The following is a 13,423-nucleotide window of genomic DNA, read 5'->3' as shown; positions in this document are numbered from 1 at the left end:
TGCAAGCGGACAAAGCGTCAGGGATTGCCGAAACAGGCTGAAACGAGCGTGGGCAAGGGTGCGGGGCGTCGGGAAATGTGCCCGATTGTGTCAACGGCCACGATGTCGAAGTTCGTCCAGGGCGTGCGTTCGCCCGCCCGCCGCGTCAACCCGCCGCGTCCGCCAGTTGCGCGGCCGCGCGCGACGACGCGACAATCAGCAGCTTCATCGTCGCGCGCGTCGCGCCGACGAACAGCTTGCGCGCGGCACGCGCGTCGAGCGCGTCGAAGTCGACTTCCGTGAGGATCACGCACGGCGCCGACTGACCCTTGAAGCGGTAGATCGAATCGAGCAGCACGTCGCCTTCGCGATACTCGGGATTGCCGAACAAGTCGTACTTGCCGGTGAAGCGCTTGATCCGGTGCGGGCCGAGCTGGTCGAGCGGCGCAAGCACCGAGCCTTCGCGGCCGCGGTACGACAGCACCGCGATGTCCTGCTTGCGGAAGCCGAGCGACAACGCATGCGTGATCGCGCGCTTGGTCGCATCGATGCAGGCTTGCGCCAATGCGTCGTCCGACGCGCCGTCTTCGCCGTAGGCCGACACCGACGGATCGGAGCCGTCGAACGGGCTGCCCGAGCGCAGTTCGGCCGCGAGCGGCTCGACGCGGCCGACGACGTCGCGCACGAATTCGAGCAGGTCGCGCGGGCTGCGGTAATTCGTGAGCGCCTTCAGCGTGACCCAGCCAGGCAGCGCGACGGGTTCGCGCATGTACAGGTTCTGCAGCGGATCTTCCAGCCACCACCATGCGCCGTCCGGCGCCAGCAGGCACTCCAGCGCGGCCGCCCACGGTGCGTGGAAATCCTGCCCTTCGTCGACGACCAGCACGTCGAAGCGCCAGCGCTCGGGGATCGGCGCTTGCGCGAAACGCGCCTCGAGCCGTTCGAATTCGCCGGGCGCCTGGAAGTCGGGCGTGTAGCCGCCATCGCGCGCGACCCAGTCGCACAGCTGATGGTAGTTCGCGATCTTCGCGCCGGGCGGCGCGATGCGCGCGATGTAGTCGGCGAGCGGCCGGTTGAAGCACACATACAGCACGCGCTTGCCGGCCGCGACGGCGTCGCGCATCACCTGGACCGCGAGCTGGGTCTTGCCCGAGCCGGCCGTGCCGGTCACGCGCAGCCGGAACGGCGCGAAGTCGAGCTGGCGCGCCCATGCGGCGAGCCCGCCCGACAGCCGGGTGACGAGCGTGCCGGCCTGCCCGACGAGCGCGCTCGTGTCGGGCGTGAGCGCGAGCTCGTCCGCGAGGAAATGGTGGAGCTTCGGCGCGTTCGGAAAGTGTTCGTCGTCCTCGGGCAGGATCTGCAGGATCACTTGCGCGAGCTGCGTCTTGCGCGACGCATCGACGATGCGCTCGGGCGCGACGCCGGCGATCGACGCGTCGCGGATCGAGTAGTCGGGGCAGTACAGCAGCGCCTCGACGCCGTAGACGCCCGCGCCGAGCGCGGCCGTCAGGCGCCGGTGCAGCGTCTCCTGCGTGCGTGCGAGCTGGATCGGGACGTTGCGCTCCTTTTGCAGGTAGACCTTCACGAGCCCTTTCGGGGTCTCGCGCAGGAAGCCGGCCTTCTGCTCGATCAGCAGCACGCGGCCGGCCGGGCTCACGACGACGAACGCGGCTTCGCCGAATACCGAAAACGCCTGATCGGCGCGCGTCCAGTGGACGCCGTGATACACGGTGTAGCTGTCGGGCAGCGCGTGTTCGAGCGCGGCGAGCGTTTCGCGCTCGCGTTCGGCCGCGCCGGTCGCGGCGAGGCTTTTCCAGTCGTCGGGGATGAGGCGGGCCATGGCGTCGGGCGGCGGATGCCGGCGTGGGCGTGAACGGGTGCGGCTATTGTACTGAGGAACCGGTTCATGCCCGCGGCGCCGCGCGGGCGTTGGCCGTTCGACGGGCGGCCGGCCCGGCGAACGTCAGCCGCGCGCGAGCCGCTTCGCGAGATCGGCGCTGAGGATCGCCATGCGCGCGGGCTTTTCGTAGCACACCACATCGAACGCGCGGATCACTTCGCTGATGTCGGCTTCGCTCGCGCGGCCGGTGAGCAGGGCGCCCGTCAGCACGAAAACCGGCGCGCCCGGGTTGTCGGACGTGCGCACGGCCTTGATCGCGGTGGCGGCCGTGCCGTCGTCGAACAGCCATTCGGTCAGGACTGCGTCGAAAGCCTGGCCCTGCAGCGCGTCGACGAATGCCGCGAGACCGTCGAACGCGGCCGTCGCGAAACCCTGCCGTTCGAGATAGCGGCACAGCTCGGTTGCGCTGACACGATCGGGGTCGATTACCGCGACGACGAGCTTGTCGCTTTCCGCGCGGCGCGGATAGATCTCGATCTTGTGCACGTCGTATGCGTTCTGGTACAGCACGCCGGTATGGCGCAGCACGCGCCAGCGGCCGTTCTGTTCGTACGCGACGAACTCGGGGCGCGCGCCGGCTTCGAGCGGCGCGCCGATCCAGGCGGTGCATGGAATCTCGGCGACGCCCGCATACAGGACGGCTTCCTGGCTATAGGCGCCGACCATGCCCGGGTCGAGCGTTTGCGCGCCGAACAGCTGGGCGGCGGGTTCGCCGTACGCTTCGGCGACTTTCTTGATCTGCGCGAGCGTCCAGGGGCTGCTGCCGCGCAGTTTGCGGTGGCCTTGGGAGAAACTCAGATCGAGGATGCGGCACAGCTCGGTAGTCTGCTGGCGCTTGCCGATGCCGTTGCGGGTCATCAGCTCGCGCACGCGCTCGGCAACCGCGAGGGAATCCGTGGTGATTGCTTCAGTGGTCATGCTACGGGAACGGGTCGTGACGTTCAGAACGACGCCTTGCGGCAGTCTCGGCGGACAGTCTTCATGACGTCCAATGGCGAGCCGACCGGCCACGCACGGAAAAGATAACTTTACCGCAAAATGGTCGTCATTCAGTGTGGTGAAAGGTGCGTTTGTGTGAAAGGTGTGTCATGAAGTTACGCCGGGCCTGCGTCGGCGCGTGCGCGCGACGGTGCGTTCGGCACCTTTGGGCTGCATTCCCATGGGCCGTCGCGCGATTCCCCACGAGGCGGCAGGTAATCGCAACGCGACGCACCAACGCAGGGCGCGATCACGCCCGGCCGGGATGTTCGGAGGATATCGCGCGGCGAACGGCCGAAGCAGTTGCAGGACGAACAATCGATGGTTTCTTCTAGTGAAACCAGCGCGGATACATTTTTTGGCGCCCGCGGCGCTGCGTGCTACGATTTCGCCGTCTCAAAAAAGTGTTGAACCGATGCAGAAGAAATTCTTGATGCGCGGCTACGAGATGAACTGCGAGCCGCGCGTGACGGAGGCCGGCAAATACGCCGCGCAGGTCGAGGTCACGAAGGTGGGTTTCAGCCGTGAAGCCGCGTTCCGCAAGCTGGGTGAATTCGACACCGAAGCCGAGGCCGTCGCGTACGCGAAACGATTCTCCGAAGAATGGCTGAGCCGCTATGCGTAGTGCAGCGCGTGCGGCGCCCCGAACGGCCGGAATTCCTGCCTGAATATTGCGAATGCCCCCGGAAATTCGTAGATTGACGGCTCCCGTCGTGAGATATCGATCGTCCGAGGGCAACGCGATTGGAGGCTGCGAATGTCCACTTTGTGCATGCAGACCGTCGTTCACGGCGTTCGCGCTACGGCGGCATGTACATGAACGGCTCGCCGTCCTCCCGCTCGACCGCCAGGAGCCGCTGGAGCTGATCCAGCGCGAATAACCGGTTTCCCTCCGCCGCCGCCTCGGCGATCGCGGCGTCGACGAGCTTGCGCGCCCGCGCGAGGATCACGGTTCGCTGACGGGCGATCTCGAGCACCATCCGTTGCTCGACGTTCTGTCGATTCGATTTCCTGTCGCTCAGGTGACGCCAGCGATCGCGAAGCTCGGCCCAGGTGATGCGCTGAAATTCCGGAATCGCGCGCGGCAGCGTGCCTGCGTCGGCCGGCTCGGGCTGCCCGCGCAATGCGCAGCGCAGTGCCGCGCGAGCCCGCCACTCGTCCGAAAACGGCGCATACACGTCGCGGGTGCGTCCGATCGGATTGGCGCGCTCGATCTCCTTGTCGAGCAGGTAGCCGAGCCGCCGAAGCGCGGACCCATGCGCGAGCATGTCCGGATCGAGCACGCGGATGCGGCGCGATGCGTCCGCGACGTGGGCTTTCAACTCCCACAGCGTCAGGCGGAGGTGCTGCACTTCGAGTATCAGACGCTGGACGTCCGCGTAGGTGCACTGCGTCCACCATTCGGTGAGGTCGTTCAGCTTGGGCGGATCGAATGGGGGGAGGATCATTTTGCTGCGACGATGCTGTATGGATATCCAGTATCGTCGCGTGACGATCCGGGGGCGTCAAGCCGAAAAAACGGGGACGGCCGGAAAGACGCGAGCGGGCTGTCGTGTGCGGATGCGCAAGGCGCCCGGGATCGTTGCGCGGCGCTCGCTTCATCGGATGACGTTGCCGCGATAAGCTTTGCCGGCCATGCACCGATTACCAACAGAAAACAATGACCACCACCTATCCGCTGCACGACGCATTGACTCACGCCGAAACGGCGTTTCCGACCGAAGCCGACGTCGTGATCGCCGGCGCCGGCATCATGGGCTGCGCGGCCGCTTACTACCTCGGCCTGCGCGGCCTGAAAGCCGTCGTGCTCGACAAGTCGCGCATCGCCGGCCAGCAATCGACGCGCGCGTGGGGCTTCGTGCGGCAGCAGGGGCGCGAATCCGCCGAAGTGCCGCTGATGATGGCCGGCATGCGGATCTGGGAAGGCCTGGAGCAGGCGCTCGGCTTCGATCTCGAATGGCGGCAGGGCGGCTGCCTCTACATGGCGGACAACGAAGACGACTGGGCGTCGTTCCAGGCGTGGCTCACCGTGGCGCGCGAACACGGGCTCGACACGCGCACGCTGACGCGCGCCCAGATCGACGAACACGTGAGCGGGCTGTCGGCGCAGGCCCGTACTCTCGGCGGCTTGTATACGGCGACCGACGGGCAGGCCGAGCCGCGTCGCGTGGCCGCCGCATTCGCGGCGCGCGCGACCGAGGCGGGCGCGCGTTTCTTCGAAGGCTGCGGCGTGACGGCGATCGAGACGGCCGGCGGCGCGGTCGTCGGCGTCGCGACCGAGCGCGGCGCGATCCGCACGCGGCGCGTGATCTGCGCGGCGGGCGCAACCAGCTTTCGGCTGCTCGACGGCGTCGGCATCCGGCTGCCGCAGCAGGCCGTGCGCGGCACCTGCATGCGCACCAACGTGGTTCCGCCGGTGTCCGCGGCGACGATGTGGGGCCATGGTCTCGGCATCCGGCAGCGCACGAACGGCGCGATCAATCTTGCCGACGACATGCAGGTCGACGTCGATCTGACGCTCGGCCACCTGCGCGGGTTGAGCCTCTTCTGGCCGCAATTCTGGTCGCAACGCGACAAATTCCGGCTGCACCTGAATGCGTCCGCATGGCGCGACGTGCTCGCGCGCATCGGCGGCGCGACGGGACCGATCGAGCCGCGCGATCCGCAGCCGCAGCCGAATCGCGCGCATGCGCCGCGCGCGCTCGCGAAGCTCAAGGCGATCTTTCCTGCGCTGAAGGATGCGCAGATCGTCGAGGCGTGGGCCGGCCTGATCGACGTGCTGCCCGACGGCATCCCGGTGATCGATGCACCGGGTACGCCGTCGGGGCTCGCGATCGCGACGGGGTTCTGCGGGCACGGTTTCGCGATGGGGCCGATCGTCGGCCGGCTGCTCGCCGAATGGATCGACACGGGCGCGCCGTCGCTCGATCTGTCGGCGTTTCGCGCGCGGCGTTTCGTCGACGGGACGATGGTGCGGCCGCGCAGCATGCTGTGACGGCTGCGCGCGTGCGTTCCCGTCGTAGAATCGAGCCCGCATCCTTCAGGAGATTCCCCGTTGGCCACGCCATCCGATCAGCGCCGCTCGTTGCGCATGCGCCTGCGTCGCGCTCGCAACCCGTGGCAGGCGCCGCGCGCGCGCACGCTGTTCACGCGCCCGGCGACGTCGCCGCAGCGCACGCTGCTGTTCCGTCTCGGCGCGGTCGTGCTGTTGTGCACGCTTGCGTTCCTCGTGCTGTATCTGGATCGCGACGGCCTGCGCGATTCGACCAAGAGCACGCCGATGACGGTGGCCGATCTCGTGTACTTCACGATGGTCACGGTCGCGACTGTCGGCTACGGCGATATCGTGCCCGTCACGGCGCGCGCGCGCCTGCTCGATGCGTTCTTCATCGTGCCGATCCGTATCGGCATCTGGTTTATTTTCCTGGGCACGGCGTATCAGTTCGTGATCCAGCGCGTCATCGAGGAATTCCGCATGAAACGCCTGCAGAAGCAACTGTCCGATCACATCGTCGTGTGCGGTTATGGCCTGTCGGGATCGATCGCGGTGCGCGAGTTGCTGGAAAGCGGCGTCGATCCGGCGACGATCATCGTGATCGATTCGCAGCAGCAGGCCCTCGAGGCGGCGACGTCGCTCGGCGTGACCGGCTTGCTCGGCGATCCGGCGCACGAGGATCTGCTGCAGCAGGCGCAGGTGCGCGCGGCGAAGGCCGTGATCATTTCGGTGACCGACGATCCGACCGCGATCCTGCTGACGCTGTCGGTGCGCAGCATCGCGCCCGATACGAAGATCGTCGTGCGGATCCAGGAGAACCTGTACCAGCGGCAATTGCGGCAGGCGGGCGCGGACGTGATCGTGTCGTCGACGAAGATCGGCGCGCTGTTGCTCGCGGATGCGGTCCACAGCCGCTACATCGTGCCGTTCGTGAACGACATGCTGTCGACGCGCGGGCGCGCGACGCTGCTGGAGCGCGAGGCGTTGCCGCATGAGATCGGCTGCCTGACGAACGTGGTGCCGGGCGCGATCGTGGTCGGGCTCGATCGCTGCGGGAAGATCTATTCGTTTTACGAGGATCCGCCGTGCAGGATCGAGGCGGGCGATACGCTGGTGGTGATTCAGTCGGCGCGGATTCAGGATCCGGATGTTTGACGGCGTTTGACTTTGGTTATGTGCCCATGACCATGAAGCCTTTCTCGAATTCGGCTGCAGCTGTGATCTGCCGGAACACCTTGCAGCGGAATCAGCGGTCTTGGGCAAACCGTCTCCAAGCCCGGCCTCGCGTCGCCGGACGGCGTACGGGCAGCCCCCGCTAACGGAACGCCCGCATCTGCCCCGTCATCATCTGCAGCATCTTGTTGGCGGCCACCGAGAGCTTGCGGCCCACGCGCGTGACCATGTGCGCTTCGGCGTTCTCGAGGATCGGATGCGCGATCTCGATCGCGAACAACTCCTTGGCCTGCAGTTCGGCCGTCACCGCGAAGGCCGGCATCACCGAGATACCGAGCCCGGATTTCACGAACTCCTTCAGGATCGCGAAGGAATTCGTGGTGACGACCGGCGTGAGCCGCACACGCTCGGCGTATTCGACGGCCTCCATCATCTGCCGCGTACCGTAGGACGGGTGAGTGGCCGCCAGCGGGTAGGTGGCGAGCTGCTGCACCGTCAGCACCTTGTGGGTGCGGCGCGGGAAATCGGGGCCGACGATCGCCATCATCGGCTGCCGCTTCGACGCGCGCGACACCACCTTGGGCTCGGCCGGCGGGTTGTACACCAGGCCGATCTCGCCCTCGTCGTTCGAGATCTTGCGGATCACGTCGTTGGTGCTGCCCACGTCGAGGTTGACGCGGATCCCCGGGAACTGCCGGCAGAACTGCTGCATCGGCCCGGCCAGCAGATCCGAGACGAAGCCCTCGCCGAGCACCAGGCTGACCTCGCCGGTCTTGAGCCCGCGCAGTTCCTGCAGACGCGAGATCAGGTCGTCGCGGTGCGCGAGCTGCTCGCGGAAATACTCGATCACGCAGCGTCCCGCTTCGGTGGGCGTCACGCCGCGCGCGTGGCGCTCCACCAGGGTGGCGTCGAGCTCCTTCTCCAGCAACCCGATCTGGCGGCTCACCGCCGAGGGCGCCACGTCGAGCCAGTCGGCCGCGGCGCGGATCGTGCCGCAGCGCACGGCCTCGTAGAAATAGACGATGCGGCTGTCCGTAAGGGTCTCGCTCATGATCCTGGCGTTCTAAAAAAGAGAACAATCTCAATATTGGCGTTGATTGATTATACGGATCGCCGGGCCGAACATCGTGGTCATGCAGGGCGGGCGCAAGCTGGCGCGCCGGCCTCGAACCAACAGCTATCGGGAGTCGTCGGATGAAAACGGTGGGCGTGATCGGTCTGGGCAACATGGGGCGCGGCATGGCGGGCTCGCTGCGGCGCGGCGGCTACACGGTGCTCGGCTACGACGCGGCGCCCGGCGTGGCGCTCGCGCTGGCCGAACACGCGGTACTGTCGGCGCGCGATTCGGTGGCCGGGATCGCGCGCGACGCCGACGTGCTGCTGCTGTCGCTGCCGACCTCGGCGGTGGTCGAGGCGGTGGTGCTGGGCGCGGGCGGCGTGCTCGAGAGCGCGAGACCGGGCACGATCGTGATCGACACCACCACGGCCGATCCGGACAGCACGCGGCGCGTGGCGGCGGCGCTGGCCGAGCGCGGCATCGGCTTCGTCGACGGCCCGGTGAGCGGCGGCCCGAAGGGCGCGGCCACCGCCACCATGACGATGGTGCTGGGCGGCTCGGACAGCGATATCGCGGCCATCGAGCCGATCCTCGCGACGATCAGCGCCAAGCGCGTGCACGTGGGCCCGGTGGGCGCCGGCCACGTCACCAAGCTGCTCAACAACCTGCTGACCGGCGTGCACCTGCTGGCCGCCAGCGAGGCGGTACGCACCGCGCGCGCGGCCGGCGTCGATCCGGAAAAGCTGGTCGAGGCGCTCAACGGCGGCTCCGGCCGCAACAGCGCGACGCTGACCAACTACCCGACCTGGATCTTCAACGGCAAATTCGATTCCGGTTTCACGATGAAGCTGATGCGCAAGGACGTGCGGCTCGCGCTGGGCCTGCTCGACCAGTTCGACAGCGTCGCGCCGGTGGCGCGCGAGGCGGCGCGCGTGTGGGCCGCCAGCGAGGCATCCGTCGCCGACGGCGAGGACTTCAACCGCATCGTCGACTTCCTCGACCCGGCCTGAGGCCGGGCCGCCCGCGCCACGATCCCGCTCGATTCACCTGTACGGAAACCCGACATGACCCAGCACGCAGACCAGTTGCTCGCCGCCTTCGCGCATTTCTTCCCCGGTGCCGCCACGATCGGCTCGTATATCGACGGCGAACTCGTCGCCGGCCAGGGCGACACGATCCAGCTTTACGATGCGGCGACGGGCGACGAAACGCTCGCCTATCGCGACGCCGGCGCAGCCGTGATCGACCATGCCGCAGAAAGCGCGCGCCGCGCGCAGCGCGAATGGTGGGCGCTCACGCATGCCGCGCGCGGCCGCGTGATGCAGGAGGTGGCGCGCGCGATCCGTGCCGAGGCCGAGGCGATCGCGCGGCTGGAGGCGTTGGGCTCGGGCAAGCCGATTCGCGACTGCCGCGGCGAGGTGGGCAAGGTCGCCGAAATGTTCGAGTACTACGCGGGCTGGACCGACAAGTTCTACGGCAGCGTGATTCCGGTGCCGACCTCGCACCTCAACTACACGCGCCGCGAGCCGGCCGGCGTGGTGCTGCAGATCACGCCCTGGAACGCGCCGGTATTCACCTGCGGCTGGCAGGTGGCGCCCGCGGTGGCGATGGGCAACGGCGTGCTGCTCAAGCCCTCGGAGCTGACGCCCTTCACGTCGCTGGCGGTCGCCCGGCTCGGCGAGCGGGCCGGGCTGCCGCGCGGCCTCGTCAACGTGCTCGCCGGCTTCGGTCACACCGCCGGGCAGGCCGCGATCGCGCATCGCGTGGTCGGCAAGGTGGTGTTCGTCGGCTCGCCGGCCACCGGCGCGCGCATCGCCGAGGCCGCCGCGCGGCGCGTGCTGCCCTGCGTGCTGGAACTGGGCGGCAAGTCGGCCAATATCGTGTTCGCCGACGCCGACCTCAAGCGCGCCGCGCTGACCGCCCAGGCGGCGATCTTCGCCGGCGCGGGCCAGAGCTGCGTGGCCGGCTCGCGCCTGCTGGTGCAGCGCGCCGTCTACGACGAATTCGTCGCGATGGTGGCGGCCGGCGCGAAGAAGATCCGTGTCGGCGCGCCGCTCGACGAGGCGACCGAGGTGGGCCCGATCAACAATCGCAAGCAGTACGACCACGTGATGTCGATGATCGAGCGCGGTGTGGCCGCTGGCGCCACGCTCGCCAGCGGCTCGGCCGAGCGCGTCGCGGAGGGCCGCGGCGGCTACTTCGTGGCGCCCACCGTGCTGGCCGGCGCGTCGAACGCGATGGAGGTGGCGCGCACCGAGATCTTCGGGCCGGTGGTGGCCGCCATCCCGTTCGACACCGAGGACGAGGCGATCGCGATCGCCAACGACACCGACTTCGGCCTGGCCGGCGCGGCCTGGACCACCGACGTGGCGCGCGCGCATCGCGTGGCCGCGCAGGTGAATGCCGGCACCTTCTGGGTCAACGGCTACAAGACCATCAACGTGGCGTCGCCGTTCGGCGGCTACGGCATGAGCGGCTACGGCCGCTCGAGCGGGGTCGAGGCGCTGTACGAATACACGCAGACCAAAAGCGTGTGGGTCGAGACGGCCGAAGCGCCGCCCACCGCGTTCGGTTATCTGTAACCACCGGCCCGCATTCGACGGCAGCCGGGCTTCAAGGGGAGACTCGTCATGGAACACGCACTGGGTATCGAGCGCCGCGAGCTGGGCGGCGCGGCCACCGCCAAGGTCCTGCTTTACGCGGCCGGCATCCTGCTGGTCGCCGAATGGATCGGCTCGTTCACGTTCAAGCTCGGCCCAGGCAAGGTCGTGCTGCTGCCGATGATCTGGGCGCTGCTGCTCGGCGCCGCGGTGGGGCTCGCCAGCGCGCGCTGGAACGGCAGCGCGCGCCTGAGCGTGCCCGACCAGTTCTTCGCGGCGGCGATCCTGCAGCCGGCGCTGCTGCTGTTCGTCTCCAAGCTCGGGCTGATGGTGGGCAGCGCGCTGCCCAAGCTGGCGTCGGCGGGCTGGGCACTGGCCTTCCAGGAATTCGGCCACTTCGTCGGCACCATCCTGCTCGGCCTGCCGCTCGCGTTGCTGCTCGGCATTAAGCGCGAGGCGATTGGCGCGACGTTCTCGGTGGGCCGCGAGCCGAGCCTGGCGATCATCGGCGAGAAATACGGCATGGATTCGGCCGAGGGCCGCGGCGTGCTGGCCGAGTACCTGACGGGCACCGTGTTCGGTGCGGTGTTCATCGCCGTGTTCGCGGGTTTCGTGACCAGCCTCGGCATCTTCGATCCGCTCGCGCTGGCGATGGGTTCGGGGGTCGGCTCGGGTAGCATGATGGCGGCCGCCTCGGGCGCGATCGCCGCGCAGCAGGACCCGGAGACGGCGAAATCGGTGCTCGCGTTCGCCGCGGCCAGCAACCTGATCACCACCACCATCGGCACGTACTTCACGCTGTTCATCTCGCTGCCGCTCGCGGTCTGGGGCTATCGCGTACTGGAGCCACTGATCGGCCGCACCACCAAGGCCTCGGCGCAGCCCGAGGCGGCCAGCCCGTCGCTGGGCGAGGTGAGGACCGAGGCGCCCGCGCTCGGCTACGGCGGCAAGCTGCTGGCCTGGATCGTGACGGCCGCGATGGCGCTGGTGTGCGACTGGATCGCCCACGGCACCACACCGCTGGCGGGACTGCCGGGAATCGCGATCATGGTGGGCGCGACGATCGTCGGCGATGCGCTGGCGCGCGTGACGGGGCGGCGGATTCCGGCGGTCTGCTGGGTGTCGGTGGTGGCGATGTTCCTGACCTCGCCGTGGTCCCCGTGGGCATCGCAGATCGCCGCGCTCAGCTCGCACAACGATTTCCTCGGGGTGACCACGCCGATGCTGGTGTTCGCGGGGCTGTCGATCGCCAAGGACATCCCGGCCTTCCGCCGGCTCGGCTGGCGCATCGTGCTGGTGTCCTTCGTGGCCAATGCCGGCACCTTCATCGGCGCGACCCTGGTGGCGCAACTGTTCCATATCTAATCTGATGCCTCGCGGCACGGCGGCGGGCGGCATGGGCCGGCCGCCGCCGCGCCGCGACGACCTGACAAAAGCGCTCCCATCCGCATGAAACTGATCGATTCCATCGTCGCGCACGCCGACGAACTGACGGCGCTACGCCGCGATATCCATGCCCATCCCGAGGTGGGCTACGACGTGTTCCGCACCGCCGAACTCGTTGCCGGGCGGCTCGAGCAATGGGGCTATTCCGTCACGCGCGGCGTCGGCCGCACCGGCGTGGTCGGCACCTTGAAGCGCGGCGACAGTGCGCGTGCGATCGGCCTGCGCGCCGACATGGATGCGCTGCCCGTGCAGGAGGCCAACACCTTCGCGCATCGGTCGACGGTGCCCGGCGCGATGCATGCCTGCGGCCACGACGGGCATACCGCCATGCTGCTGGGGGCCGCGCGCCATCTGGCGCGGCATGGCGAGTTCGACGGCACCGTGCAGCTGTTCTTTCAGCCGGCCGAGGAAGCGGGCGGCGGCGCGCGCGCGATGATCGAGGACGGCCTGTTCGAGCGTTTCCCCGTGGATGCCGTGTTCGGGCTGCACAACTGGCCCGGCATCGCGGCCGGCGATTTCGCGGTGCGGCCGGGGCCGCTGATGGCATCGACCAGCCTGTTCCGGATCGACTTGCGCGGTGCCGGCTGCCATGCGGCCATGCCGCACCTGGGCCGCGATCCGGTGTTCGCGGCGGGGCAGGTACTGAGCGCCCTGCAGGGAATCGTCACGCGCAACCGCAATCCGATCGACGGCGCGGTGCTGTCGGTCACGCAGGTGCATGCGGGCGAGGCGATGAACGTGGTGCCGACCGATGCCTGGCTCGGCGGCACGGTGCGGACCTTCTCCGATGCGACGCTCGACCTGATCGAGACGCGCATGCGCGCCGTGGTGGCCGCGACGGCCGCTGCCTTCGATTGCGAGAGCGAGGTGGATTTCCAGCGCCAGTATCCGGCCACCGTGAACGACGCCGAACAGACGGCGGTGGCGGTGGCGGTGATGCGCGAGCTGGTGGGCGACGCGCATGTGAACGCAGCCGTCGATCCGACCATGGCGGCGGAGGATTTCTCGTTCATGCTGCGCGAGAAGCCGGGTTGTTATGCATTCCTTGGGAATGGGGCGGGCGATCATCGCGTGCATGGGCACGGCGGCGGGCCGTGCCTGCTGCATAACGCCAGTTACGACTTCAACGATGCGTTGCTGCCGGTGGGGGCGAGTTACTTCGTGAAGTTGGTGGAGCGGGTTCTGGGGCGGTAGGGCGGTGATGCAGGCACGGCAGCGGAGATGACACCGCTCTTCGCGACACCGCGGTCGCTGACGATTTTATTTCGTCCAACGAAAAGACACGATTCCGGGAG

The 13,423-nt window shown here is 68.3% G+C and carries 11 protein-coding genes; 7 read left to right on the top strand and 4 right to left on the bottom strand.

Annotation, left to right across the window (positions count from 1 at the left end; genetic code table 11):
• Window positions 1-145: 145 nt before the first annotated feature.
• Window positions 146-1,819 (bottom strand): ATP-dependent helicase, encoded by a 1,674-nt coding sequence (locus KPB06_RS29625; RefSeq protein ID WP_275905785.1) that lies wholly within the window; start codon window positions 1,817-1,819, stop codon window positions 146-148.
• A 123-nt stretch (window positions 1,820-1,942) separates the two neighbouring features.
• A complete protein-coding gene (locus KPB06_RS29620) occupies window positions 1,943-2,797 on the bottom strand; it encodes a helix-turn-helix domain-containing protein (RefSeq protein WP_059584924.1) in 855 nt (284 codons plus the stop codon).
• Window positions 2,798-3,272: 475 nt separating this feature from the next.
• Between KPB06_RS29620 and KPB06_RS29615 the strand changes: the two genes are divergently transcribed.
• On the top strand, window positions 3,273-3,482 hold the full coding sequence (locus KPB06_RS29615; protein WP_059584925.1) for a hypothetical protein: 210 nt from the start codon (window positions 3,273-3,275) through the stop codon (window positions 3,480-3,482).
• Window positions 3,483-3,657: 175 nt separating this feature from the next.
• On the opposite strand, the gene KPB06_RS29610 is transcribed toward KPB06_RS29615, so the two are convergent.
• On the bottom strand, window positions 3,658-4,305 hold the full coding sequence (locus KPB06_RS29610; RefSeq protein ID WP_059584926.1) for a hypothetical protein: 648 nt from the start codon (window positions 4,303-4,305) through the stop codon (window positions 3,658-3,660).
• 212 nt (window positions 4,306-4,517) lie between these two features.
• Between KPB06_RS29610 and KPB06_RS29605 the strand changes: the two genes are divergently transcribed.
• Window positions 4,518-5,852, top strand: coding sequence for an NAD(P)/FAD-dependent oxidoreductase (locus tag KPB06_RS29605; RefSeq protein ID WP_104012728.1), 1,335 nt, complete (start codon window positions 4,518-4,520; stop codon window positions 5,850-5,852).
• Between the two features lie 60 nt (window positions 5,853-5,912).
• Complete coding sequence (locus KPB06_RS29600) at window positions 5,913-7,007, top strand: potassium channel family protein (protein ID WP_059584928.1); 1,095 nt, start codon at window positions 5,913-5,915, stop codon at window positions 7,005-7,007.
• Window positions 7,008-7,167: 160 nt separating this feature from the next.
• Here the strand turns inward: KPB06_RS29600 and KPB06_RS29595 are convergent, their stop codons facing one another.
• Entirely contained in the window at window positions 7,168-8,076 is a 909-nt protein-coding gene (locus KPB06_RS29595) for a LysR family transcriptional regulator (protein ID WP_059584929.1), read from the bottom strand.
• Between the two features lie 143 nt (window positions 8,077-8,219).
• On the opposite strand from KPB06_RS29595, the gene KPB06_RS29590 reads away from it, so the two are divergent.
• From KPB06_RS29590 to KPB06_RS29575, 4 genes are all read left to right on the top strand, one after another.
• On the top strand, window positions 8,220-9,092 hold the full coding sequence (locus KPB06_RS29590; RefSeq protein ID WP_275905786.1) for an NAD(P)-dependent oxidoreductase: 873 nt from the start codon (window positions 8,220-8,222) through the stop codon (window positions 9,090-9,092).
• A 54-nt stretch (window positions 9,093-9,146) separates the two neighbouring features.
• A complete protein-coding gene (locus KPB06_RS29585) occupies window positions 9,147-10,664 on the top strand; it encodes an aldehyde dehydrogenase family protein (RefSeq protein ID WP_104012729.1) in 1,518 nt (505 codons plus the stop codon).
• A 48-nt stretch (window positions 10,665-10,712) separates the two neighbouring features.
• Entirely contained in the window at window positions 10,713-12,047 is a 1,335-nt protein-coding gene (locus tag KPB06_RS29580) for a DUF3100 domain-containing protein (RefSeq protein ID WP_059584932.1), read from the top strand.
• Between the two features lie 84 nt (window positions 12,048-12,131).
• Entirely contained in the window at window positions 12,132-13,322 is a 1,191-nt protein-coding gene (locus tag KPB06_RS29575) for a M20 aminoacylase family protein (RefSeq protein ID WP_059584933.1), read from the top strand.
• The last annotated feature ends 101 nt before the right edge of the window (window positions 13,323-13,423 follow it).

It is taken from the genome of Burkholderia semiarida (assembly GCF_029268935.1).
GTDB lineage: Bacteria > Pseudomonadota > Gammaproteobacteria > Burkholderiales > Burkholderiaceae > Burkholderia > Burkholderia semiarida.
This window is presented reverse-complemented; position numbering and strand designations above follow the sequence as displayed.